Source organism: Streptomyces massasporeus (assembly GCF_014648995.1).
In the GTDB taxonomy this organism is placed as follows: Bacteria; Actinomycetota; Actinomycetes; order Streptomycetales; family Streptomycetaceae; genus Streptomyces; species Streptomyces massasporeus.
The window spans coordinates 251,382-275,739 of the sequence record NZ_BMSE01000007.1 but is presented as its reverse complement, the minus strand read 5'-3'; the positions used below and the strand labels follow the sequence as shown (position 1 = coordinate 275,739).

At 68.8% G+C, this 24,358-nt stretch carries 17 protein-coding genes; 12 read left to right on the top strand and 5 right to left on the bottom strand.

Annotated features, from left to right (window positions below; genetic code table 11):
• Positions 1-137: 137 nt before the first annotated feature.
• Complete coding sequence (murJ, locus tag IE153_RS18605; RefSeq protein WP_189590798.1) at positions 138-1,826, bottom strand: murein biosynthesis integral membrane protein MurJ; 1,689 nt, start codon at positions 1,824-1,826, stop codon at positions 138-140.
• Between the two features lie 131 nt (positions 1,827-1,957).
• A complete protein-coding gene (locus IE153_RS18600) occupies positions 1,958-3,049 on the bottom strand; it encodes a lytic polysaccharide monooxygenase auxiliary activity family 9 protein (RefSeq protein ID WP_425912871.1) in 1,092 nt (363 codons plus the stop codon).
• A 198-nt stretch (positions 3,050-3,247) separates the two neighbouring features.
• On the opposite strand from IE153_RS18600, the gene IE153_RS18595 reads away from it, so the two are divergent.
• Both IE153_RS18595 and IE153_RS18590 read left to right on the top strand, forming a co-directional pair.
• A complete protein-coding gene (locus IE153_RS18595) occupies positions 3,248-3,652 on the top strand; it encodes a hypothetical protein (protein ID WP_229829044.1) in 405 nt (134 codons plus the stop codon).
• A 113-nt stretch (positions 3,653-3,765) separates the two neighbouring features.
• The gene (locus IE153_RS18590; protein ID WP_189590797.1) at positions 3,766-4,176 is read left to right on the top strand and encodes an MmpS family transport accessory protein; all 411 of its coding nucleotides are present in this window, start codon (positions 3,766-3,768) and stop codon (positions 4,174-4,176) included.
• Between the two features lie 110 nt (positions 4,177-4,286).
• Here IE153_RS18590 and IE153_RS18585 read toward each other — a convergent pair whose 3' ends face one another.
• Complete coding sequence (locus IE153_RS18585; RefSeq protein ID WP_189590796.1) at positions 4,287-5,366, bottom strand: acetylxylan esterase; 1,080 nt, start codon at positions 5,364-5,366, stop codon at positions 4,287-4,289.
• A 234-nt stretch (positions 5,367-5,600) separates the two neighbouring features.
• Between IE153_RS18585 and IE153_RS18580 the strand changes: the two genes are divergently transcribed.
• The 5 genes from IE153_RS18580 to IE153_RS18560 are packed head-to-tail and all read left to right on the top strand — an operon-like array spanning position 5,601 to position 11,879.
• Positions 5,601-6,593 (top strand): ABC transporter permease, encoded by a 993-nt coding sequence (locus tag IE153_RS18580; RefSeq protein WP_189590795.1) that lies wholly within the window; start codon positions 5,601-5,603, stop codon positions 6,591-6,593.
• Entirely contained in the window at positions 6,587-7,459 is an 873-nt protein-coding gene (locus tag IE153_RS18575; RefSeq protein WP_031104941.1) for a carbohydrate ABC transporter permease, read from the top strand. Before IE153_RS18580 ends, IE153_RS18575 begins: the two co-directional genes overlap by 7 nt.
• Positions 7,460-7,504: 45 nt before the next feature.
• Positions 7,505-9,160 (top strand): ABC transporter substrate-binding protein, encoded by a 1,656-nt coding sequence (locus tag IE153_RS18570; RefSeq protein ID WP_189590794.1) that lies wholly within the window; start codon positions 7,505-7,507, stop codon positions 9,158-9,160.
• Positions 9,157-9,888, top strand: a complete 732-nt coding sequence (locus tag IE153_RS18565; protein WP_229829043.1) for a hypothetical protein — start codon at positions 9,157-9,159, stop codon at positions 9,886-9,888. Before IE153_RS18570 ends, IE153_RS18565 begins: the two co-directional genes overlap by 4 nt.
• Positions 9,885-11,879, top strand: a complete 1,995-nt coding sequence (locus IE153_RS18560; protein WP_189590793.1) for a beta-galactosidase — start codon at positions 9,885-9,887, stop codon at positions 11,877-11,879. The genes IE153_RS18565 and IE153_RS18560 overlap by 4 nt, the downstream gene beginning before the upstream one ends.
• Here IE153_RS18560 and IE153_RS18555 read toward each other — a convergent pair.
• Positions 11,873-13,852, bottom strand: a complete 1,980-nt coding sequence (locus IE153_RS18555) for an alpha-glucuronidase (protein ID WP_189590792.1) — start codon at positions 13,850-13,852, stop codon at positions 11,873-11,875. The two genes, IE153_RS18560 and IE153_RS18555, sit on opposite strands and share 7 nt — an antisense overlap.
• A gap of 20 nt (positions 13,853-13,872) precedes the next feature.
• Entirely contained in the window at positions 13,873-17,670 is a 3,798-nt protein-coding gene (locus tag IE153_RS18550) for a GH92 family glycosyl hydrolase (RefSeq protein ID WP_189590791.1), read from the bottom strand.
• 368 nt (positions 17,671-18,038) lie between these two features.
• On the opposite strand from IE153_RS18550, the gene ngcE reads away from it, so the two are divergent.
• The 5 genes from ngcE (at position 18,039) to IE153_RS18525 (ending at position 24,324) form a co-directional block, all read left to right on the top strand.
• Complete coding sequence (gene ngcE, locus IE153_RS18545; RefSeq protein ID WP_031104948.1) at positions 18,039-19,493, top strand: N-acetylglucosamine/diacetylchitobiose ABC transporter substrate-binding protein; 1,455 nt, start codon at positions 18,039-18,041, stop codon at positions 19,491-19,493.
• 42 nt (positions 19,494-19,535) lie between these two features.
• On the top strand, positions 19,536-20,462 hold the full coding sequence (locus tag IE153_RS18540) for a carbohydrate ABC transporter permease (RefSeq protein ID WP_189590790.1): 927 nt from the start codon (positions 19,536-19,538) through the stop codon (positions 20,460-20,462).
• Between the two features lie 3 nt (positions 20,463-20,465).
• The gene (locus tag IE153_RS18535; protein WP_189590789.1) at positions 20,466-21,389 is read left to right on the top strand and encodes a carbohydrate ABC transporter permease; all 924 of its coding nucleotides are present in this window, start codon (positions 20,466-20,468) and stop codon (positions 21,387-21,389) included.
• A 489-nt stretch (positions 21,390-21,878) separates the two neighbouring features.
• Positions 21,879-23,090, top strand: a complete 1,212-nt coding sequence (locus tag IE153_RS18530; protein WP_142158439.1) for an ROK family transcriptional regulator — start codon at positions 21,879-21,881, stop codon at positions 23,088-23,090.
• 133 nt (positions 23,091-23,223) lie between these two features.
• Entirely contained in the window at positions 23,224-24,324 is a 1,101-nt protein-coding gene (locus IE153_RS18525) for an ABC transporter substrate-binding protein (protein WP_189590841.1), read from the top strand.
• Positions 24,325-24,358 lie beyond the last annotated feature (34 nt).

Here is a 24,358-nt window from a genome sequence, read left to right as displayed (position 1 = left end):
ATATGGGACGCCCCGGCCGGCTCGGCCGACGTCTCCGACGGGTTCCGATCACGCACCCCGGCGAGCCGGGACGCCGCTCGGCCGAACTGACGCGGCACGGCCCAACCCGCACGAAGATCGAGATCACCACGCCACCGTCACCGCCGGCCGACGAGACCGCCCAGCTCGCCGACCTTCATCAGGCGGCCCAGGGCCAGGTATCCCGCCGCCAGCACGGCCGTCCCCGCGGCAAGACTCACCGCGGTGGGCCAGATGCCCGTACCCAGCGAGGCGGTGCAGGCCCGTGCGGTGCCCCAGGCGGGCCCCGCGGCGAGAGCGGCAGCGCACAGCAGCTTCGTGTACGTGCGCCGAAGCTCCCCGTCGTCGAGGCGGCCGCCCAGCCTCCCGCGCAACCGCCGCGCCGTGACGGTCAACCCGGCCAGGTACGACAGGGCGTAGGCGCCGGCCATGCCGGTCACGGCCCAGCGCGCCGGCAGCAGCAGGTGGCAGACGGTGACCAGCGCGATGTTCACGGTGGCGATCCACGTGGCCATGAAGAACGGGGTGCGGGTGTCCTCGAAGGCGTAGAAGCCCCGCAGGAGGAGGTACTGCGCCGAGAACGGGATCAGCCCGAGCCCGAACACCTGGAGCATCTGCCCCAGCGGCCGGGCGGTGGCGGCGTCGGCCGCGCCGTGGGCGAACAGCAGCGTCGAGATCCAGGGGCCCAGTGCCAGGAAGAGGAAGCCGGCCGGGACGATGACGACACCGGAGGCGCGAAGCGCCCGTGAGAGATCGGCACGCAGCTCGGGGACCCGGCCCTCGGCGGCGGCCCTGCTCATCCGCGGCAACAGGGCGGTCACCAGGGAGACGGTCACCATCGACTGCGGCAGCATCCAGATGGTCTGGGCGTACATGTAGGCCGTGTATCCGGCACCGGCATCCGGCAGGGCCTGGTCCGCGGCGTTGGCGAGGTTCGTCACCACGGTCAGCGCGACCTGATTGACCAGGACGAACAGCAGTGTCCACTTCGCGGCATGGACGCTCTTGCCCAGGCCGGTTCCCCGCCAGTCGAAGCGCGGCCGGAACCGGAAGCCCGTGGCGCGCACGAAAGGGATCAGCGCGAGGGCCTGCACCGCGATCCCGGCCGTCGTCCCCAGACCCAGCAGCCGCACCTGCGCCGCGGTGATGTCCTCCACCCGGTCCGGGACCGTCATCAGCCCCAGATACGCGCCGAACATGCCGACCAGCACGATGTTGTTCAGCACGGGCGTCCACATCATCGCGCCGAACTTCTCCCGGGCGTTGAGCACTTGCCCCAGGATGCCGAACAGGCCGTAGAAGAAGACCTGCGGCAGGAGGAACCGGGCGAAGACCACGGTCAGTTCGAACGCCTCGTGGCTGTCCGCGGTGTCGCGCATGTACAGGCCCACGATCTGCGGCGCGGCCCACACGGCCAGTGCCGTCCCCGCGGCCAGCACGCACAGCACGAGCGTCACCAGCCGTTGCTCGTAGGCCCGTCCGCCGTCGGAGTCGGTGGCCCGTGCCCGGACCAGTTGCGGCACCAGCACGGCGTTGAGCGCGCCGCCGATCACCAAGGTGTACAGACTGGTCGGCACGGTGTTCGCCGTGTTGTACGTGCTCGCCAGCAGCCCTGTGCCCAGTGCCGCCCCCTGAAGCACCTGCCGGATCAGCCCCGACGCCCGGGACACCACCGTGCCCAGTGCCATCAGCAGGGCGGAGCGGGCCGGCCCGGCCTTCTCCGCCGTGCCGTTCCGCGCCGGCTGTCGCCCGCTGGTCCGCTCGCTCATGGCCGCCGACTCGGCCGCGGCCTTCGCCCCCTCCATCATGGCGGCCAACCTATGCGCTCAAGATCCGGAAGGGGTAGGAGGCCGGTGATCTCCGGCCGGATACGGCCGTACGGCACGACGGGCCCGGTGATCGCCGATTTCGGCTCACCGGGCCCGCCCCGTACGGCGGTTCAGCCCACCCGGCAGGGCGGACTGCTCGTGCTTTCAGCCCCCGAACCGGAGACGACGTAGCCGAACGTCGTGCTCTTGCCCGGGGCCAGGGAGCCGTTCCAGTTGGCGTTGTGGACCATCACCGCCTGGCCGTTGTAGGTCGCGCTGCCGCTCCACAGGCTGTCGACCTTCTGGCCCGCCGGGAGCGTCCAGTCGACCATCCAGCCGAGCATCGGGACGGTGCCGGTGTTGGTGACGGTCACCTCGGACTGGTAGCCGCCGTTCCAGGTGCCGGTCGTCCTGCGGGTGGCCGTGCAGGTGCCGGGCACCGGCTCGGACGGGTTGCCCGGCTCCTTGATGCCGGTCACCTCGCCGTTGCCGCCGTCGAAGACGACGTCGGAGCAGGAGTAGAAGGTCTCCTGGCTGTCGGAGCGCTGCCAGACCATGTAGATGATGTGGCGGCCCGACTTGGCGGCCGGGAGCTTGCCGGTCCAGGAGTAGTTGGCCTCGACCGTCCCCGGGGAGCCGTTCAGCGGCGGGTGGTCGACCGAGAGGAAGGGCTGGGCCTCCATGTCGTTCCAGGTGAGCGTCTTGGTCGGGTCGAAGCCGTCCTTGGTGATGTAGACGTAGAACCAACCCGGGTGCGCCGCCCAGGCGTTGTACGAGAAGTCGACCGTCGCTCCCGAGGTGAGATGGGTCAGCGGCCAGTCCTTGCTGGGCGTGTTGAACCCGGTGAAGTTGGTGTTGCCGCCGCTGCACAGCTCGCCGTCCGGCACGAAGCCCCGGGTGCGGCCGGCGCCGTCCGAGCGAAGCACCGAGAACCAGTTGTAGAACGGCGTGGTGCCGCTGACCTGCTGCGCGCCGCGGCACGCGGGGTTGACCGGCTTGATCTCACCAGTGTCGGTCAGCCCGTCCTGCCAGCACAGGAACGTGCGGCTGCCGGGCTTCATGGGGGTGCCGTGCGCTTCCGCCTCCCCACCGGCCGTCATGACCAGGCCGAGGGCCGGGACGGTGACGAGGAGGGAGAGCAGCACGAGGAAGAGGGCTCTGGCCCGGGTGGGGAGCGCTAATCGGGGCATCGTGGATCCTCCCGGCTTGCTTGTCAGGATCATGACAGCATCATCCGTTCGTGGGGGTGTCGGGCCTGCGGATGCGTGTGCCTGGATGCGCGGGATGGGAGCGACTCGAGGGCGGGTTCCGGTCCACCGTTATGGGAGCGCTCCCACCCCGCCTGTTGCGGAAGTTAGCGCTCGGCGGCAGAGAAGTAAACGGCTCGGGCGAAAGGGTGGGGGCCGGGGAAGCGGCGACCGGTGACGACGACCCGCCTGCCGGGTGGTGCCGGGCCCGTTCGGGTGGCGCCCGCGCGCGCGGGCGTCGAGGTGATCGCAGACTTCGGATACGTGGACGGCTCGTCAAGTGGAAAGCAGGAGGCGGTCATGGCGTGCATGCCGACCGAGGACGTGGAATTTCACGACGCGATCAAGGAGGTCTTCCGCAGGTATCCGGAGGCGCAGGGCAAGTACGCGCTGGCCAGTCTCGACCTGGAAAACGAGATGAAGATCAACTTCGATGAGAAGGTCGGAGTCTCCCGGATCGAAGGCGACAAGATCATCACCGAATTCAAGGACCGGAAATCGGTGATCAGAATGCAGATCTGTCTGAAGTGGAACTTCGACTACACCGAATGTCTTCACTGGAAAGAGGCGGAGGAGTAATCGGCGGTCATCGTCCGCGATCTGCCCAAGAGGCAGCAGGTCGGCGCAAGTTGACTTTACCTTCCCTTTGCGGTTGGCTGCGGATCCGACCATCATGATCCGGGGGGATCCACGTGAACCGCACACTTCGTGCAGCCGTCTGCTCCGTCGCCGTCGGCGGTCTCGCGCTCGGCCTCAGCTCCTGCTCCGAGGCGGTCGACCAGGTCGACAAGGCGGTGAACGAGACGTACGAGGTCACCTACGAGGTCACGGGGAAGAACATCGACTCGATCGACTTCCACGGCGGCGGTGGCAAGGCCATGGAGCCGAAGATCGAGTCGGTGTCGAAGCCGGAGCTGCCCTGGAAGAAGACGGTTACGCTGCGCGGCATCATGCCCGCGGCCGTCATGCCGGTCGCCACGGACCCCGAAGGCGCCCAGGTCACCTGCAAGATCACCTACAAGGGCAGGGTGCTCGAGGAGCAGAGTGCCGAGGGCCTGGTGACCGCCGGCGGTTGCACCGCGGAGTCCCCGATCACGGAGTGACGGCCCGGGGCCTCGTGGTCTCGGGCGCCTCACGGTCTCGGGTGCCTCGCGGGCCCCGGGCGCGTAACGACCCAGGACGCCCCGCCGTAGGGCCGACACGCCCCGGACGGCTACCGCGAACCCCTGCCGACGTCACTCGCCTCGTCCAACACCCTTCGCAGCCACTCCAGTTGCCGCCGCACCTGTACCGCCTCACCCCCCTCGTGCCCGTTGAACGGATACGCGTGGATCTCCTTGTGCGGGTCCGTGCCGGTCAGTTCTGCATAGCGGTTGAAGGCGGCGTACACCCCGCTCGGCGGACACACCGTGTCGCGCAGCCCCACCCCGAAGTGCGCCGGGGCCTGCGCCCGCCGGGCGAAGGAGACACCCTCGACGTAGGAGAGGGTGCGACAGGCCGCGTCCTCGGCGCCCCGGTGGACGGCGAGGTAGGCGGCGATCTCGCCGTACGGGCCCGCGTCGGTGAGGTCCAGGGCACGCCGGATGCCGCACAGAAGCGGGGCGGTGACCAGGACGGCCGTCAGGTCCGGGACGAGCCCCGCGACCGCCAGGGCCAGCCCGCCGCCCTGGCTGTTGCCGACCGCCGCGGTCCGCTGCGGATCGACGCCGGGCAGCGCCCGTACCGCCGCGACCGCGCGCACCGCGTCCGTGATCAGGCGCCGGTAGTGGTAGTCCTCGGCGGCGAGCAGCCCCCGCACCGCCGGCCCGGGGCCGCCCGGCGCGGCGGTGTGCGGATCGGGTGTGTCACCGCCGCACCCGTACTGGTCGCCCTGGCCGCGGTTGTCCATGAGCAGATGCGCGTACCCGGCGTTGACCCACGTCAGGCGCTCGTGCGGAAGGCCGCGTCCGCGCCCGTACCCGGCGAACTCGACCACGGCAGGGAGGAGTTCGCCGGGTCGTCCCGAGCCGTGCGGTGACGCCGAGACCCCGGCAGGCGGCAGCTCACCTGGTCCGCCCACCCCCGCGGGCCGGCTGAACCACGCCCGTACCGGGTCACCCCCGAAGCCCCGGAACGTCACGTCCCAGGTCCGCGTCAGCCGGAGACCCGTCTCCACCGGCCGCACCGACACCAGCGGGTCCGTCTCCCCGGCCGCCTTCAGGGTGTTCCGCCAGAACGCGTCGAAGTCGGCGGGCTCCTCGATGTGCGGGCGGTGGCGCTCCAGTTCTGGCAGAGGCAGGTCGAACGCGGGCACGGCGACACCTCGCAGGAGTCGGTGGTCATCCAGAAACTTGCGGGGGGGGGTAGGGGCATGTGGCTCAGGGGGCATACCCAGCTCAGGCGGTGTTCCAACGTGCCCCAGGTGTCCCGTACGAGTGCCGCAGTACCCATTGACAGCGCTTTCTGGTGCCCTTAGGTTGCCGCGAAGTTACCGGTAGAAGCTCGAAAGTTTCGGTTCCGCGTCCCATGCCCACGGGAGGCCCGAGCAATGAGCACGTCCACCACATCGGCCCCGCCGGGCACCCAGGACCAGCCCCCGGCCCGGGCCGCCCCACGGCGCGGCAAGCGGGCGAACGCCCGGACCGGTTGGCGGCGGGCGCTGCGCCGCGACTGGCAGTTGTACTCGCTGGCGATCCTGCCGCTGCTGTTCTTCCTGGTCTTCCGCTATCTGCCGATGATCGGCAACATCATCGCCTTCCGGCGCTTCGAGCCCGGCGGTTCGCTCTTCGGCGAGGAATGGGTGGGGCTGCGCTATGTGCGGATGTTCCTCAGCGATCCCACCTTCTGGCAGGTGTTCCGCAACACCCTCTGGCTGGGCGGACTCACCCTCGTCTTCTGCTTCCCGATCCCCATCGTGCTGGCGCTGCTGCTGAACGAGGTGCGCCGGCGTTCCCTGAAGCGGTTCGTGCAGTCGGTGTCGTACCTCCCGCACTTCCTGTCGATCGTGATCGTCGCGGGCATCACCCTGCAGATGCTGGCGAGCGACGGCCCGGTCAACCACGTCCTCGGCCTGCTCGGCCACGACCCGGTCCGCTTCGTCCAGGAACCGGAGTGGTTCCGCGCCCTCTACGTCGGCTCGGAGGTCTGGCAGACCGCCGGCTGGGGCACGATCCTCTACCTCGCCGCGCTCACCACGATCGACGAGGACCTGTACGAGGCCGCCCGCATCGACGGCGCCAACCGCTGGCAGCAGATCTGGCACGTCACCCTGCCCGGCATCCGCCCCACCATGATCACGCTGCTGATCCTCAACGTCGGCACGTTCATGGCGGTCGGCTTCGAGAAGGTGCTGCTGCTGTACAACCCGCTGACGTATCCGACCGCGGACGTGATCTCGACGTACGTCTACCGCTCCGGCGTCGAGTCCAACAGCTTCAGCTACGCCGCTGCCATCGGGCTGTTCGAGGCGATCATCGGCCTGGTCCTCATCACGTCCGCCAACCAGCTCTCACGCCGCACAGTGGGGACGAGCCTGTGGTGAAGCCGAGCCGCGCGTACCGGGTCTTCCAGGGCGTCAACGGGGTGGTCCTCACGCTCGTCGTGCTGGTCACCCTCTACCCGTTCGTCAACATCCTCGCGCGGTCCTTCAGCGGGGAGCGGCAGATCCGGGCCGGTGAGGTGACCCTGCTGCCCAAGGGCTTCAACCTCACCACGTACGAGATCGTGTTCCAGGACGCGATGTTCTGGCGGAACTACGGCAACACCGTGCTCTACACGGTCGTGGCGACGGCGGTCGCCATGGTCCTGACGACCTGTTACGCCTACGTCCTGTCGAAGAAGCACCTCAAGGGCCGTGGCCTGCTCGTCGGCATCGCCGTGTTCACCATGTTCTTCACCGGCGGCCTGATCCCGAACTACATCCTGGTCACCAGCCTCGGCCTGAAGAACAGCGTGTGGGCGATCGCCCTGCCCAACGCGATCAGCGTCTTCAACCTGCTCGTGATGAAGGCCTTCTTCGAGAACCTGCCGACGGAGCTGGAGGAGGCCGCGCAGATCGACGGCCTGAGCACCTACGGCGTCCTGCTGAGGATCGTCCTGCCCCTGTCCAAGGCGGTCGTGGCGACGATGGTGCTGTTCTACTCGGTGTCCTTCTGGAACTCCTGGTTCAGCGCGTTCCTCTACATGGACCGGACCGAGCTGATGCCGGTCACGGTCTACCTCCGCAACCTCATCCAGGGCGCCACCGGCGGCGGCAACGCCGGTGCCGGAACCGAGCAGCTCAGCCAGGTCGGCGCGAACATCCAGTCGGTGACCATCGTCCTCACCGCTCTGCCCATCCTCTGCGTGTACCCGTTCGTCCAGCGCTACTTCGTCTCGGGCGTGATGCTCGGCGCGGTCAAGGGCTGACCGCCGCACTTTTCCTCAACTGACTTACGGAACAAGGGAGTTCCCGTGAAGAACGCAGGACAGCTGTCGCGGCGCCAGATGCTCGCCGCGGCCGGCTTCATCGGTCTCGCCACGATCACCGGCTGCGGCGGCGGGGACGACGGCGGCGACGGCAAGGACCTGTCGAAGAAGCAGGACGGGGCCATGAAGAACTACCGGGCCGGCCAGCGGTTCAAGGCGTCCCGGCCGCTGTCCTTCTCGGTGCTGCACAACAACAACCCGGTGTATCCGATGAAGAACGGCTGGCTGTTCTGGAAGGAGGTCACCAAGCGCACCGGGATCACCCTCAAGCCCCTCGACGTCCCGCTGGCCGACTACGAGAAGAAGCGCAGCGTCCTCATCGGCTCGGGCGACGCCCCCTTCATCATCCCCAAGACGTACCACCCCGGCGAGGTCGCCTTCGTGTCCTCGGGGGCGATCCTGCCGGTCAGCGAGTACGTCGACCTGATGCCCAACTTCCGCGACAAGGTGAGGAAGTGGAAGCTGGAGCCCGAGCTGGACTCCATCCGCCAGTCCGACGGCAAGTACTACCTCCTGCCGGGCCTGCACGAGAAGCCCAGGTCCGGCTACTCCCTGTCCTTCCGCACGGACATCCTCGCCAAGCACGGACTCACCCTGCCCACGACGTGGGACGAGGTGTACGACGTCCTCAAGGCGCTCAAGGCGGAGTACCCGGACAAGTACCCGTGGACCGACCGCTGGAGCACCAACACCCCGTTCCCCTGCGGAGCGCTGTTCCAGTACCTCGGTCAGGCCTACGGGGTGAAGGCCGGCTGGGCGTACGACAACATCAGCTTCGACACCAAGGCGCAGACGTTCGTCTTCACCGCCGCCCAGGACGCCTACCGGGACATGGTCGAGTATCTGCGCGGACTGGTCTCCGAGAAGCTCCTGGACCCGGAGAGCTTCACCCAGCAGGACGACCAGGCCGTGCAGAAGCTCCTCGCGGAGAAGTCGTACGCGATCAGCGCCAACCCCCAGGAGCTGGTGCAGAACTACCGCTACAACCTGTCCAAGCAGGTCAAGGGCTCGAAGATCGAGATGGTCCCGGTGCCCCTCGGCCCGGCCGGGCCGGTCCTGCTGAGCGGTATCCGGCTGGAGAACGGCGTCATGATCTCCAGCAAGGCCCTCAAGAGCGACACCTTCGTCGCGATGATGCAGTTCGTGGACTGGCTGTGGTACTCCGACGAGGGCCAGAAGTTCTGCAAGTGGGGCGTGGAGGGAGTCACTTACACCGAGTCCGGATCCGCGTACACGCTGGAGCCCGGAATCTCCCTCATGGGATCCGACCCGGACGCCCCGAAGGACCTCCAGAAGGACTACGGCTTCTTCAACGGCGTGTTCACCTACGGCGGCAGCTGGGAGCTGGTCTCCTCCAACTTCAGCCCGGACGAGAAGAAGTTCCAGGACGTGATGTCCGAGCGCAAGGAACTCCCCGTCGACCCGGCGCACCCGCTCCAGTCCTTCGAGCAGGAGCAGGCGACGCTCTGGGACACCCCGCTCAAGGACACCGCCATCCAGAACACCCTCCGGTTCGTCCTCGGCAAGCGCCCGATGTCCGACTGGAACGCCCATGTCGCCGAGCTGAAGTCGAAGAACATGCAGCAACTCGTCGACCTGCACAACAAGGCGTACGAGCGGTTCAGGAAGGAGAACGGATGACCCCCGGCGGCCGAACGGCGACCGTTCGGCCGGAAGGGCCCCACAGGAGTGCCGCGCGCACCTCCGGCTTCGGCACCGGCCCCCTCTCCCGCGCCTCCGCCCTCATCCACACCCTCCTGACCGTCGAAGCACTGCTCCTCCTCGCCGCCTCCCCGGGCCTGGCCGGACTGCTCCTGCTCGGCCCCGACCCGGCGAACCTCCCCCTCGCGGCCCTGTGCCTGCTGCCCCTCGGACCGGCCCTGTCCGCCGCGCTCTACGCCCTCCACCACCGCAGCCGCGACCTCACCGAACTGCACCCGGCCCGCGCCTACCTGCGCGGCTGGCGGCTCAACGCCGGACCGGCACTGAAGCTGTGGACACCCCTGCTGGCCTGGCTGACGGTCATCGCCTTCACCCTCACGCACTTCTCCGCCACCGGCCTGCCCGGCTGGTGGGCACTGCTGCTCGGGGTGATCGGCGTGGGATCCCTCCTCTGGGGCGCGCACGCCCTCGTCCTCACCTCCCTCTTCGCCTTCCGGGCCCGGGACACCGCCCGCCTCGCCGCCCGCTTCCTGTTCCGGCACGGCCGCGCCACCCTCGCCGCCGCCTCCCTGCTGGTCCTGACGGCCACGTCGGCCGGCCTGCTGACCGAGGCCCTGCCCGCCCTGCTGGCAGCCCCGCTGCTGCTGTCCCTGCTGCACGGCAGCCGGACCGTGATCGGCGAGACGCGGAAGGACTTCACCGCATGACGCACAAGATCCGCTACGGCGGCGACTACAACCCCGAGCAGTGGCCGCGGCAGGTCTGGGACGAGGACCACCGGCTGTTCACCCGGGCCGGCATCGACACGCTCACCGTCGGCGTCTTCACCTGGTCCGTCACCCAACCGGCCGTGGACACCTACGACTTCACGGTCCTGGACCGCATCCTCGACGGGGCCGCCGCCGAGGGACGCCGGGTCTGCCTGGCCACCGGAACCGCCGCCCTCCCGCCCTGGCTCGCGACGGGACACCCCGAGGTCAACCGCACTGACTTCGAGGGCCGCCGGCACCGCTACGGCCAGCGCCACAACTTCTGCCCCAGCTCACCGGCGTACCGCGAGCACGCCACCGCGTTCGTCTCGCGCCTCGCCGAACGGTACGCCGGCCACCCGGCCCTGCTCGCCTGGCACGTCAACAACGAGTACGGCGGCACCTGTTACTGCGACCTGTGCGCCCAGGCGTTCCGGGACTGGCTGCGAGACCGGCACGGCACCCTCGACGCCCTCAACGACGCCTGGTGGACCACCTTCTGGTCCCACCGCTACACCGGCTGGGACCAGATCCAGCCGCCGAACGCCCTCACCGAACACTGGCGCGGCCCCGACCACACCGCCTTCCAGGGCATCACCCTCGACTGGTTCCGCTTCACCACGGACGCCCTCCTCGGCTGCTTCCTGGCCGAGAAGGAGGTGATCCGCGCCCACGACCCCGACACGCCCGTCACCACCAACCTCATGGGCCTCTACCGCCCCCTCGACTACCACCGCTGGGCGCCCCACCTGGACTTCGCCTCCTGGGACAACTACCCGCCCCTCGACGCCCCGCCGACCCGGCCCGCCCTCGCCCACGACCTGATGCGCGGACTGAAGGACGGCGCCCCCTTCTGGCTGATGGAGCAGACCCCCTCGACGACGGCCTGCCGGGACGTCAACCCGCTCCGGCGGCCCGGCGAACTCCGCCTCGCCACCTTCCAGGCCGTCGCCCACGGCGCCGACGCCGCCCTCTACTTCCAGATGCGCGCCTCCCGCGGCGCCTGCGAGAAGTACCACGGGGCCGTCATCGGCCACGCGGGCCGCGACGACACCCGCGTCTTCCGCGAGGTCGCCGAACTGGGACGGGAGCTGGAGCTCCTGGGCGACCGGACGCTCGGCGCCCGCACCCCGGCCCGCACCGCCCTCCTCTTCGACTGGGACAGCTGGTGGGCCCTGGAGATCTCCGACGGCCCCTCCCGGCTGGTCACGTACCCGGACGTGGTCCACGCCTACTACCGGGCCGCCCGCGAGGCCGGCGCCGACGTCGACGTCGTCCCGCAGACCGCCGACCTCACGCCCTACGACGTGGTCCTCGCGCCCGCCCTGCACCTGGTCAAGGGCGACCTCGCCACCCGCCTGGAAGCCGTGGCCGCCCGCGGCGGCACGGTCCTGGCGACCTTCCTCTCCGGCCGCGTCGACGAGCACGACCGCGCCTTTCTCACCGACGTCCCCGGCCCCCTCGCCCCCCTCATGGGCGTCCGCGTCGACGAATGGGACGCCCGGCCGCCGGAGTTCGCCCAGCCCGTGCCCGAACTGGGCACCGAGGCCCGCCTCGTCTTCGAGATCGTGCTCCCGCGCGGCGCGGAACCGGTCGCCACCTACGGCACCGACTTCTACGCGGGCACCCCGGCCGTCACCCGCAACCGGTACGGCGACGGCGAGGGCTGGTACATCGCCACCGCCCTCGACCAGCCGGGCGTCGACGAGGTCGTCCGCCGGATCCTGACCCGCCACGACCTGCTCGGCCCGTACGCGGACCACCCGGCGGTGGAGACGGCCACCCGTGTCGCCCCGGACGGCACCCGTCTGCTCTTCCTCCTCAACCACTCCCCGGAACCGGCCCACCTGACCGCCCACACCACCGCCACCGACCTGCTCACCGGCAAGCGGGTGGACCAGGGCGAACCCCTGGTCCTCGACCCCTTCGGCGTGGCGATCCTTCAGTAGATGCGCCGGCCCCGCCCGTCCGGCACCCCGGACTTGCGGAGGAAGTAGCTGTTGACCTGGTCGCGCCACTCGCGGGCGCTGCGGAGCTGCTCCTCGTAGCGCTCAGCCACCCGGGCGTGGCGCGCCGGGTCCACCAGGCCGGCCAGCGCATCCCACACCGCCCGGGCCTCCTCCACCTCCTCGACACCCTCGAAGTGGGTGTCGTAGATGTGCTGGATCACGGTCTTCCCGCTCGTCAGCACATGTCCGTACGGCACGTGGTGGAAGAACAGCAGCAGCTCGTCCGGGCAGGTGTCCGGCGACTCGTACAGCTCGGCCCACGGCGTGCCGTACTGCCCGGCGTAGCCGGTGCCGCTCGCCGCACTGCGGTCGACGCCGATGCCCTCCCGGTCGGCGAAGTGGTACGTCCCCCACGGGCTGTACTCGTAGCCGTCCACGCTCGGCCCGTAATGGTGCCCAGGCTGAACCATGAAACCCACGCCCAGGGGAGCGGTGTACTTCTCGTACGTCCGCCACGAACCGTCGAGCACGGAGTGCAGCCCACCGGTGAGCTCCTCCGGGGCGTCCGGGAAGCCGAGCCCGATCCACTCGTCGAGCACCGCGCCCGGCTCGGCGTCCGGCTGCCAGGCCAGCCGCCCGAAGGTGTAGAGGTTGGCCTGCGCCAGCGGATGCCCCGTCCAGAACGGGTCGTCACCGACGTTCGACACGGCCACGAGTCCGCCCCGGGCGAGGCCGCCGACACCGGTGTCCTCGGGCCGGAACCGCAGCACCTCGCTCCACATCGGCCCCAGCCAGCACACGTGCCGCTGCTGTCCGGTGTACTCCTGGGTGACCTGCAGCTCCACCGCGAGGCGGGTCCGGGGCATGGCCCCGAGCAGCGGCGACACCGGCTCCCGGACCTGGAAGTCCATCGGCCCGTGCTTCACCTGGAGCACGGCGTCGGCCGCGAACTCCCCGTCCAGCAGCACGAAATGGTCGTACGCGGCCCGGGCCCGGTCCGTCGTGCGGTCCCGCCAGTCCTGGCGGTGGTCGTAGACGAACGCCCGCCAGTGCACGGTACCGCCGAACGGTTCCAGCGCCGCCGCCAGCAGGTTCGCGCCCTCGGCGTGACTGCGGCCGTACGCGAACGGCCCCGGCTGCCCCTCCGAGTCGGCCTTCACCACGTACCCGCCGAAGTCGGGGATCGCCTCGTACACCCGCCGGGTCGCCTCCGCCCACCAGTCGCGCACGGACTCGTCCAGCGGATCGGCCGTGGGCAGTCCGCCGAGCGTGATCGGCGCGGCGAAGGAGACCGACAGGTGGGTGCGGATGCCGTAGGGGCGCAACGCCGCGGCGATCTCGGCGACTTCACCGATGCGGTCGGTCAGCAGACGCGCCTCGGTCGCGTGCACATTGACGTTGTTCACGGAGATCGCGTTGATCCCGCACGCCGCGAGCAGCCTGCCGTACGCCCGCACACGGTCGAGTTCGCGCCGCGCCCTCCCGTCCTGCCAGAACAGCGAGCCGCCCGCGTACCCGCGCTCCACCTGGCCCATGACCGGGTGGACGGCCACGTTGTCCCAGTGGTCCAGCATGCGCAGGGCGAGCGCGGGGCGGTGGATCTCCCGCGCCCACGCGCCGGTGAAGGCCGCCTCCCCGCGCCGGACGACGTGGAACAGTCCGTAGAGCAGCCCGCGTCCACCGGAGGCGGTGACGGTCGTCGTGCCGTCCTCACGCGCGAAGGCGAAGCCCTCGTCGCCGAGGTCGTCGCCGCCGAGGTCGAGCACCAGGTCGTACGCGCCGTCGGGCACGGCGTCCCGTACGACCCGACCCCCGAACCGCCGGCAGGCCTCGGCCACCTCCCCGTGCACCGTCTCCACCAGCGGACCCGATCCCCGGATCAGGGTCCGCCGGCCGCCGACCGCCCGGAAGGCGGCAGGCGGCAGCCAGGCCGGGTCGACACCCTCGGGCAGGACGGGCACGGAATGCGGCATCGGACCCCCGACTCGGTTGCTCAGGAGAGCAGTTCGACCTCCGCCAGGGTTGCCTCGCCGTCGAGAACCAGGCGGTACCTCTCGTACGTACCCGGCGACCTCACGGAGAACGCGCGGGTCTGCCGGTCCCAGGCGAAGGACTCCCCGGAGCGCCGGTCCAGCGTCCGCCAGATGGTGCCGTCGGAGGAGCCCTGGAGCGTCCATCCGGCCGGGGCCTTCGCCCGGTCCGCCGACGAGGTCAGCGTGTACTGGACCGCCTCGGCGCCCTTCTGGACCGGCAGGTCCACGGAGGTCACCGAGGCGTCCGTCGCCGACGTGTCGTCGAACAGGGCGCCGTCACCCTTCAGCACGTCCGCACGGGGCGTCGGCACCTCGTCGTCCCGGGTGATCGACACGGGCGCGGCGTTCTCGCCCGTGCCCCAGGACGACGGCCGTGAGCCCATGGCGAACTCCAGGACACCGCCCTTGGCGATCAGCGAGTGGGGCAGCGAGGTCTTCGTCCAGGTCCGGCCGTTGACCTTCAGCCCCTGCACGTAGACGTTCTTCGCGCTGTTCCGCGGCGCCTTCACCACCAGCTCGCGCCCGTTCTCCAGGTGCACGGTCGCCTTGGTGAACAGGGGTGAGCCGATCGCGTACTCGCCGCTGCCCATCACCAGCGGGTAGAAGCCGAGCGAGGAGAACAGGAACCAGGCCGACTGCTCGCCGTTGTCCTCGTCACCGTGGTAGCCCTGCCCGATCTCGCTGCCCGTGTACAGCCGGGAGAGCACCTCGCGGACGTTCTTCTGTGCCTTCCAGGGCTGCCCGGCCGCGTCGTACATGTAGATCGCGTGGTGGGCGACCTGGTTGGAGTGCCCGTACATGCCCATCCGGACATCGCGCGCCTCGGTCATCTCGTGGATGACACCGCCGTACGAGCCGACGAACTGGGGGGAGGCCGTCTCCGGCGTGGAGAAGTAGTCGTCGAGCTTGTCTCCCAATCCCTTCCGGCCGCCGTACAGGTTCGCCAGACCCCGGCTGTCCTGCGGGGCGGTGAAGGCATAGCCGTACCCGTTGGTCTCGGTGTAGTCGTGGCCCCACACGCGCGGGTCGTACTTCGAGGACTCCACCCGCCAGTCACCCTTGGCGTTCCGGCCCTGGAAGAACCCGGCCTTCGCGTCGAAGAGGTTCACATAGTCCCGGGCGCGGTTCAGGAAGTACTCCGACTCCTCCTTGTAGCGCCGCTCGCCGGTCTCCTCGTAGAGCTTCCGGCCCATACGGGAGATGCCGTAGTCGTTGAGGTACCCCTCCAGCGCCCAGGAGAGGCCCTCGTGGGTCTCGGTGCTGGTGTAGCCGAGGAAGGGGGAGGTGGCCATGCCCTTGCGGCCGACGCCCGAGTTCGGCGGCACGACCGTGGCGTTCTTCACCGCCGCCTCGTAGGCCGCCTTCGCGTCGAAGTCGACGCCCTTGACGTACGCGTCCGCGAACGCCACGTCCGACGAGGTGCCCGTCATGAGGTCCGCGTACCCGGGGGAGGACCAGCGCGAGGTCCAGCCGCCGTCCTTGTACTGCTGCACGAACCCGTCGACCAGCTCACCCGCCCGGGACGGAGTGAGGAACGAGTACGCCGGCCAGGTCGTCCGGTAGGTGTCCCAGAACCCGTTGTTCACGTACACCTCGCCGTCGACGATCTTCGCGCCGGTGTGCGTCGGGGTGTCCGGGTTCGGCATGGGGGAGAAGGGCGAGGCGTACTTGTGCCTGCCGCCGACCTTCTCGAAGCCGGAGTTCGGGTACAGGTAGAGCCGGTACAGGCTGGAGTACAGCGTCGTCAGCTGGTCGGGGGTCGCGCCCTCGACCTCCACCTTGCCGAGCAGCCGGTCCCACTGCCGCTGGGCGCTCTTCTTGACGGCCTCGAACGACCTGCCCTCCGGGATCTCCTGGCGGAGGTTGTCCTTCGCCTGGTCGAGGCTGATCAGCGAGGTCGCCAGGCGCAGGGTGACGGTCCGGTCGTCGGCCTTGAAGCGCAGATAGCCCTTCACGCCGGCCGACGAACCCTCACTCACCGGCTTGTCGAACTCGCCGTAGACGAACAGCCGGGTCGCCCCCGTCGACAGCCCGGACTTCACGTCCGAGTAGCCGGTGACGACCCCGTTCTCCTTGTCCAGGGTCAGCCCCGCCTGGTCGGTCACGTTGTCGAAGAGGACGCTCGCGTCGTCGCCGGGGTAGGTGAAGCGCAGCGCCGCTGCATGGTCCGTCGGCGCCATCTCGGCTTTCAGCCCGTTCTCGAACCGCACTCCGTAGTAGTACGGCCGCGCGGTCTCGTTCTCGTGCCGGAAGGCCAGCTCCCGGGCCTCCCGGCCCAGCTCCGGAGTGCCGGAGGCGAGGGACGGCATCACCTGGAAGGTCTGCCGGTCGCCCATCCAGGGACTCGGCTCGTGGCTCGCGCTGAACGCCTGGATCGTCGGCAGGTTGTCCGCGTTGTTCGCACGTGCGTAGTCGTACAGCCAGCTCAGCGAGCCCGCGTTGGTCACCGGCGTCCAGAAGTTGAAGCCGTGCGGCACCGCCGTCGCCGGGAAGTTGTTGCCCCGGGAGAAGCCGCCGCTGGAGTTGGTGCCCCGGGTCGTCACCGCGTAGTCCGACAGATGCGCCTTCGGCCGCTCGGGGGCGACGGACTCGATGCTCACGTCGTCCAGCCAGCCCCGGAACTTCGCCGGGCCCTTGGGGGAGTCGTAGGCCACCAGGATCCGGTCCACGGTCTTCCCGGCCGCGACCGAGCCGATCCGCGAGGCCACGTTGTTCCACTGGTTGACGTAGAGGATCTTCGCCGCGCCCTGCCCCTGCGGGGTCAGCGGGAAGCCGTGCTGGTCGGTGGCGCGCAGGTCGCTCAGGTGGGTGCCGTCGGTGAAGGCGAGGTCGACGGAGACGTTCGTCGCGTCGTAGTCGAGGTCACCGTCCGCCATGGACGGGAAGACGCGGTAGGCCAGCCGCGTGTTCCGGCCGACGGCCACGTTCACGTCGAAGACCTTGTTGTACGAGTACGCCCGGCCCTCGGCGGTGTGCCGGCCGGCGTAACGCAGAGCGCGCTTTCCGGTGAACCCGGCGCCCGCCTTCGCGGTGGGGGAGCCGCTGGGGCCGCGGTCGACGAGCGAGAGCATGTCCTGCGGGACGGGCCCGTCGGCGCCGCCCGTGGACAGCTGGACGTCGGCGAGCTGGAGGATGTCGCCGCCGTTGTTCCCGGTGACGTCCAGCCGGAAGTGCCGGTACTCACCGGGTTCGGCGAGGTCGTACGTCTTCGTCTGGAAACGCTCGGAGAAGGCCTCGCCGGAGCGGGTGTCGAGCGTCTTCCACTCCTTCCCGTCGGCGGAGCCCTTCAGGGTCCAGTCCTTCGGGTCGCGCTCATCGTGATCATTGGCCGACGTCAGCGCGTAACGCGCGAGTCTGACTGGTTTGTCCAGGTCGAACTCGACCCAGCCGGTGGGCTCGAAGGTGAGCCACTTGGTGCTCGGCTCGCCGTCGACCAGGTTCTCCTTCACCTCGCCGCCGCCCGTGTTCTCGGCGCCGGCCCGGACGTCGGTGACCTGGTCGGTCACATTGCCCGGTATGCCGCTGCTGTAGCCGCCGTCGACTCCCGAGGCCCGTTTGCCGCCGTCGGGGGTGGTGTCGACCGTGTTCAGCCAGTCCGGAACCGGGTCGTCCGCCTCGAACGAGGACGCGAACTCCCGGTCGGGGCTCTCGGGGGCTTCGGGCCGTGCGACCGCAACGCCCTGTGAACTCAGGGCCAATGCGAAGGCGGTCGCCGACACGACCGCCGAACCCCATCTGTGCCGAGCTTTCCGCTGCATCAACGGGTACCCTCCCTGCGCAGTGGACAACGTTGTCACCTTCGATGCGCAAGGACCAGTAGTTGCCCAAGTGGCCGGGAGTGTCAAGGGTGTTGCCTGTGGCATTCGGGCGTGGTGACCGGGATATTTCCGGCGGAGCACCCACAGGTCACTCATACTTCCGCGAGGTCTCAACTCGGATAAGACCCACGGCCAACCCTGTGTTCGATGTTGATCCGCTGGCGGGAAGTGGACTATACCTGTCGCACGCTTCACCCGATCCGCACATCACCACCCGCACTTTCCTGCACGACCCAGCTTGACCCGATCGCGGTGCCGGGAAGGATCCGGTTCACCGCCTGAGTCCTGGAGAAGGCGAGGACTTGAGCATGGGATCCACTTCCGCCGAGAACCACGGCACCGAAGGTGTCGGCCGCCGTGATCTGATCAAAAGGTCTGCTGCGCTCGGGCTGATCTCCGTCCCCACCATGAGTTTCCTGTCCGCCTGCGCCAGCAGCGGCGGCGACGACAGTGGCGACAAGGCCAAGGCCGGCAAGAAGACCGCGAAGAACCCGCTCGCCGTCAACGACACGGCCGGCATGGAATTCGTCCTGTTCGACGGCGGCTTCGGCAAGGAGTACGCCGAGGACGCCGTGAAGATCTACGAGAAGAACTTCCCCAAGGTGAAGGTGAAGTTCTCCGCCACCCAGAAGATCCAGTCCACGCTCCAGCCCCGCTTCAACCAGGGCACCCCGCCGGACCTCATCGACAACTCCGGCGCCGAGCAGATGGACATGGGCGTCCTGGTCGGCAAGAACCAGCTCACCGACCTCACCCCGCTGCTCGACGCGCCCTCCTACGACGACCCGAACAAGAAGGTCCGCGACACGCTGCGCCCCGGCATCGTGGAGATGGGCCAGTTCGACGGCGAGAAGGTCTGGATCCTGTACTACGCCTACACGGTGTACGGCGTCTGGTACTCGCAGAAGGCCCTGGACTCGCTCGACGAGCAGTACCCGGAGACCTGGGACCAGATGCTCGCGGTCTGCGCGAAGGCCAAGAAGAAGGGCATGGCGGGCTGGACATATGCGGGCAAATACCCGTACTACATCCCCTTCTCGCTCTACCCGATGATCGGCAAGGTCGGCGGCCGCGAGGTCCTCGACGCGATCGACAACCTGGAGCCGAACGCCTGGAAGCACCCGGCCGTCAAGGCCTGCTTCGAGGCGTACTACGAGCTCTACAAGAAGGGCTACGTCCTCAAGGGCACCCCGGGCCTGGACCACATCCAGTCGCAGACCGCCTGGGCCGAGGGCAAGGCGCTGTTCATCCCGAACGGCTCCTGGGTGGAGAACGAGTCGGCCAACGTCATCCCCGACGACTTCAACCTGGCCGTCTCCGCGCCCACCGGCCTCGACTCCTCCGACAAGATGCCCTTCGGCACCATCTGGGCCTCAGGCGGCGAGCCCTTCATCGTCCCGGCCAAGGCCAAGAACGCGGCCGGCGGCATGGAGCAGCTGCGCATCATGCTCAGTGAGGCGTCGTCCAAGAACTTCACCGGCAAGGTGAAATCACTGACCGCGTACAACGGCGGCACCGACGGCATCTCCCTCACCCCCGGCCTCACATCCGGCGTCGCGGCACTGGACAAGGCGGGCGAGAACGTGGTGAATCCCCGTCTGCAGGACTGGTACGTGCAGTTGCAGAAGGAGAAGATCGGTGTGTCCGGTCTGGGCGAGATGATGGCCGGCCGCCTCACCCCGGCCGAGGCCATCAAGAAGATCCAGGGCTTCGCCGACGAGGCGGCCAAGGACGACTCCATCAAGCACTACAAGCACCAGTAACAGCAACGGAAACCCAATTTCCGCAACGGCACCGGAGTGGCGATGCAGCACGGCAAGTACCGGTTCATCGTGGGCTTCCTAGCGCTGCCCCTGGGACTGTACGCGCTCTTCGTGGTCTGGCCGTTCATCCAGTCCATCTACTACTCGTTCACGGACTGGACCGGCCTGAGCCCCGAATTCAAGATGGTCGGTTTCGACAACTACAGCCGGATGCTCGACGACGACATCTTCTGGAAGTCGTTGCAGCACAGCCTGCTGTTCGCCCTCCTGCTGCCGGTGGTGACGATCGGCCTCGCGCTGTTCTTCGCCTTCATGATCAACGTAGGCGGCAGAAAACGGAGAAACGGGCCCGTCATCACCGGCGTCCGCGGCTCCGGTTTCTACAAAATCGTCTACTTCTTCCCGCAGGTCCTCTCGATCGCCATCGTCGCGCTGCTGTTCGCGTTCGCGTACAACCCGGACAGCGGCGCGATCAACTCACTCCTGCGCGGCATCGGCCTGGGCGACGTCCAGCCCCTCTGGCTGGGCGACCCCGATCTGGCCCTCTGGGCGGTGATGGGGGTCCTCGTCTGGTCCACGGTCGGCTTCTTCGTGGTCCTCTTCTCCGCGGGCATGGCCTCCATCCCGGCGGAGATGTACGAGGCCGCGCTCCTGGACGGCGCGAACCGCGTCACCACGTTCTTCCGGGTCACCCTGCCCCTCCTGTGGGACACGGTGCAGTCCGGCTGGGTCTACATGGGCATCCTCGCCCTGGGCGCCGAGTCGTTCGCGGTCGTGCAGATCATGACGACCGGGCCGGGCGGTCCCGACTACTCGACCACCGTCATGGTCCTGTACGTGTACCAGAAGGCGTTCCGTGACGGGCAGGCCGCCTACGCCACCACCATCGGTGTCGCCCTGCTCGTCGTCACGCTGGCCTTCGCCGCCGTGGTGATGCGGCTGGGCCGTCGCGAGCGGCTGGAGTACTGACCGATGAAGACGACCGAAACCCCCGCGCCGCTGCCTGCCGAGTCCGGCGCACCGATCACCAAGACGGACGTCCCGCCGCCCGCGCCCCCCAAGGAGAAGAAAGAGGGCACCGTCCTCAACGTCTTCTCCCACGGAGTCCTGGTCATCTGGGCGTTCATGGTGGTCCTGCCGCTGCTCTGGGCGGTCATGACGTCCTTCAAGGACGACCGCTCCATCTTCAGCTCCCCCTGGTCGCTCCCGGACTCCCTGCACTTCGACAACTGGTCGCGGGCGTGGACCCAGGCCAACATGAGCGACTACTTCCTCAACACGGTCCTCGTGGTCGGCGGTTCGCTCATCGGAACGCTGGTCCTGGGCTCCATGGCGGCCTACGTCCTGGCCCGTTTCGACTTCCCGGGCAACCGCTTCATCTACTTCCTGTTCATCGGCGGCATGAGCTTCCCGATCATGCTCGCCCTGGTCCCGCTGTTCTACGTCGTGAACAACATGGGCCTGCTGAACACCATCCACGGCCTGATCCTGGTCTACATCGCCTACTCGCTGCCGTTCACGGTGTTCTTCCTCACGGCGTTCTTCCGCACCCTGCCGACGTCGATCGCCGAAGCGGCCTTCGTGGACGGCGCGTCCCACAGCCGCACGTTCTTCCAGATCATGCTGCCCATGGCCAAGCCGGGCCTGATCAGCGTCGGCATCTTCAACTTCCTGGGCCAGTGGAACCAGTACATGCTCCCCACGGTCCTCAACACCGACCCCGACAAGCGGGTCCTCACCCAGGGCCTGGTCCAGCTGGCGGTCAGCCAGGGCTACAAGGGCGACTGGTCGGGCCTCTTCGCGGGCCTCGTGATGGCGATGCTGCCGGTGCTGGCGGCGTACATCATCTTCCAGCGACAGGTGGTGCAGGGGCTGACGGCGGGTGCGCTGAAGTAGCGCAGCCGAGCCACGTGGCCGGGTGCTCGGCGTTTCTGCTGAGGCCGGGGTGGGTCCGCAGCCCGGCGTAGCGGGGTGCCGCTGCGCCCACCCGTGCCGCCCTTAGCGGCACGCATGCCCGCAGCTGGGGCGCTGCACGACGCTCCCGCACCCGCCGTCGTGCGTAAGGGGTCGTGTCGGGGGGTGTCCGCCCGCAGCGGTTGGCGCGTCAACGCCAGTCAGTCGGTATCGAGGTCCATCGCGCCGTTCCGAGGACGGACACCCCCCGGCGCGGCCCCGACCCACCCCCCACGCGAAGGCGAAACGAACGCGCACCCCCACCACCCGGCGTCACGCGAAGCCCTCGCGTAGCCGTCCGCGACGACACGCACACACCCCGGAATCAGTTCAACCTCTTGACGGGAGGCAACCCGAACGGCTCAGCTTAGAGTTCACTAGTTGGACATAGACGGGGTCTCATCGAAGCGGCCCCGCGCGCAGGAGGTCGTCGTGGAGACTCCGGGGTCGCAGTCATCGCTGCACCGAGCCAACCTGGAGCGGGTCGTACGAGCCGTGCGCCTGGCGGGCTCCCTCACCCAGGCCGAGATCGCCCGGACGACGGGTCTGTCCGCCGCGACGGTCTCCAACATCGTCCGGGAGTTGAAGGACGGCGGCACCGTCGAGGTCACACCGACCTCCGCCGGCGGCCGCCGTGCCCGCAGCGTGTCGCTGAGCGGCGACGCCGGCATCGTCATCGGCGTCGACTTCGGTCACACCCACCTCCGCGTCGCCATCGGCAACCTTGCCCACCAGGTCCTCGCCGAGGAGTCGGAGCCCCTGGACGTGGACGCCTCGTCCACCCAGGGCTTCGACCGCGCGGAACAGCTGGTCACCCGCCTGATCGAAGCCACCGGCGTGGACCGCTCCAAGATCGCCGGCGTCGGCCTCGGCGTCCCCGGCCCCATCGACGTCGAGTCCGGCACCCTCGGGTCGACCGCCATCCTCCCCGGCTGGACCGGCACCAAGCCCGCCGAGGAGCTGCGCGGCCGCCTCGGCGTCCCCGTGCACGTGGACAACGACGCCAACCTCGGCGCCCTCGGCGAGATGGTCTGGGGCAGCGGCCGAGGCGTCCGCGACCTGGCGTACATCAAGGTCGCGAGCGGTGTCGGCGCCGGTCTGGTGATCGACGGCAAGATCTACCGGGGACCCGGCGGCACCGCCGGAGAAATCGGACATATTACACTCGACGAATCCGGCCCGGTCTGCCGTTGCGGAAACCGCGGCTGCCTGGAGACCTTCGCGGCCGCGCGCTACGTGCTCCCGCTCCTCCAGTCCAGTCACGGCACCGATCTGACCATGGAGGGCGTCGTACGGCTCGCGCGGGACGGAGACCCGGGCTGTCGTCGGGTGATCGCCGACGTCGGCCGCCACATCGGCAGTGGAGTGGCCAACCTCTGCAATCTGCTGAACCCGAGCCGCGTGGTCCTCGGTGGTGATCTCGCCGAGGCCGGTGAGCTGGTCCTCGGGCCGATCCGGGAGTCTGTCGGCCGCTATGCCATCCCCAGTGCGGCACGCCAGTTGTCCGTTCTCCCCGGTGCCCTCGGCGGCCGTGCGGAGGTGCTCGGAGCGCTCGCCCTCGCCCTCAGCGAAATGGGCGATTCGACCCTTTTGGACGGCACCGCTCCCGGTGCACTCCAGGCAGTCACCCCTGCCTTCACTTAGAGAACGGATGGCACCGTTGCCATCTCGTTAAGGATTTACTTCTTGACGTCGCACGTGTGGCCGAGTTGACTTCCAGCCACCTCGGCCGCAATGTCGCGGCCTCGTCAGGGAGGTTTCTGAAGTGAACACGCGTATGCGTCGCGCCGCTGTTGCTATTGCCGCCGGTGCGATGGCCGTTTCGCTTGCTGCCTGTGGCAGCGCCAAGGAGTCGGGTGACAACGCCGACTCCACCGGGTCCGCCAAGAAGGGCAACGACATCAAGGTCGGCCTGCTTCTTCCGGAGAACGCGACCGCCCGTTACGAGAAGTTCGACCGGGTGCTCATCGAGAAGAAGGTCAAGGAACTCACCAACGGCAAGGGCGAGGTCGTCTACGCCAACGCCAAGCAGGACGCCAGCACGCAGAACCAGCAGGTCGACACGATGGTGACCAACAAGGTCGACGTGCTGATCGTGGACGCGGTGGACTCCAAGGCCATCGCCGGCTCGGTGAAGAAGGCCAAGGACGCGGGCATCCCCGTCGTCGCCTACGACCGCCTGGCCGAGGGCCCGATCGACGCCTACACCTCGTTCGACAACGTCACCGTCGGCAAGACCCAGGGCGAGGCCCTGCTGAAGGCGCTGGGCGACAAGGCCAAGGACGGCCAGATCGTCATGATGAACGGGTCCTCCACCGACCCCAACGCCGCCCAGTTCAAGCAGGGCGCCCACGACGTGCTCGACGGCAAGGTGAAGGTCGGCCGCGAGTACGACACCAAGGAGTGGAAGCCGGAGAACGCCAACTCCAACATGGAGGGCGCCATCTCCGCCCTCGGCAAGGACAAGATCGTCGGCGTCTACTCCGCCAACGACGGCATGGCGGGCGGCATCATCACCGCCCTGAAGGCCGCCGGCATCGCCGACATCCCCGTCACCGGCCAGGACGCCGAACTCGCGGGTGTGCAGCGCATCGTGACCGGTGAGCAGTACATGAGCGTCTACAAGCCCTACCCGCAGGAGGCGGACGTCGCGGCCGAGATGGCCGTCGCCCTCGCCCAGGGCAAGTCGCTCGACTCGATCGCCAAGGACAAGGTCGACAGCCCGACCACCAAGGCCATCCCGTCCGTCCTCGTCCCGGTCGTCTCGCTGACGAAGGACAACATCAACGACACCGTCATCAAGGACGGCATCTACACCGTCAACGAGATCTGCACGGGCAAGTACAAGGCCGCCTGCGACAAGATCGGTCTCAAGTAAGCAGCCGCCAAGTCCCCTGAGGGGCACGGGAGCC

Bases quoted from the DNA above. Each gene is read 5' to 3' on its own strand.
- IE153_RS18600 (WP_425912871.1), bottom strand. From the start codon at position 3,049: ATGATCCTGACAAGCAAGCCGGGAGGATCCACGATGCCCCGATTAGCG.
- IE153_RS18535 (WP_189590789.1), top strand. From the start codon at position 20,466: ATGAAGACGACCGAAACCCCCGCGCCGCTGCCTGCCGAGTCCGGCGCA.
- IE153_RS18560 (WP_189590793.1), top strand. From the start codon at position 9,885: ATGACGCACAAGATCCGCTACGGCGGCGACTACAACCCCGAGCAGTGG.
- IE153_RS18550 (WP_189590791.1), bottom strand. From the start codon at position 17,670: ATGCAGCGGAAAGCTCGGCACAGATGGGGTTCGGCGGTCGTGTCGGCG.
- IE153_RS18580 (WP_189590795.1), top strand. From the start codon at position 5,601: ATGAGCACGTCCACCACATCGGCCCCGCCGGGCACCCAGGACCAGCCC.
- IE153_RS18540 (WP_189590790.1), top strand. From the start codon at position 19,536: ATGCAGCACGGCAAGTACCGGTTCATCGTGGGCTTCCTAGCGCTGCCC.
- murJ (WP_189590798.1), bottom strand. From the start codon at position 1,826: ATGATGGAGGGGGCGAAGGCCGCGGCCGAGTCGGCGGCCATGAGCGAG.
- IE153_RS18525 (WP_189590841.1), top strand. From the start codon at position 23,224: ATGCGTCGCGCCGCTGTTGCTATTGCCGCCGGTGCGATGGCCGTTTCG.
- IE153_RS18565 (WP_229829043.1), top strand. From the start codon at position 9,157: ATGACCCCCGGCGGCCGAACGGCGACCGTTCGGCCGGAAGGGCCCCAC.
- IE153_RS18555 (WP_189590792.1), bottom strand. From the start codon at position 13,852: ATGCCGCATTCCGTGCCCGTCCTGCCCGAGGGTGTCGACCCGGCCTGG.
- ngcE (WP_031104948.1), top strand. From the start codon at position 18,039: ATGGGATCCACTTCCGCCGAGAACCACGGCACCGAAGGTGTCGGCCGC.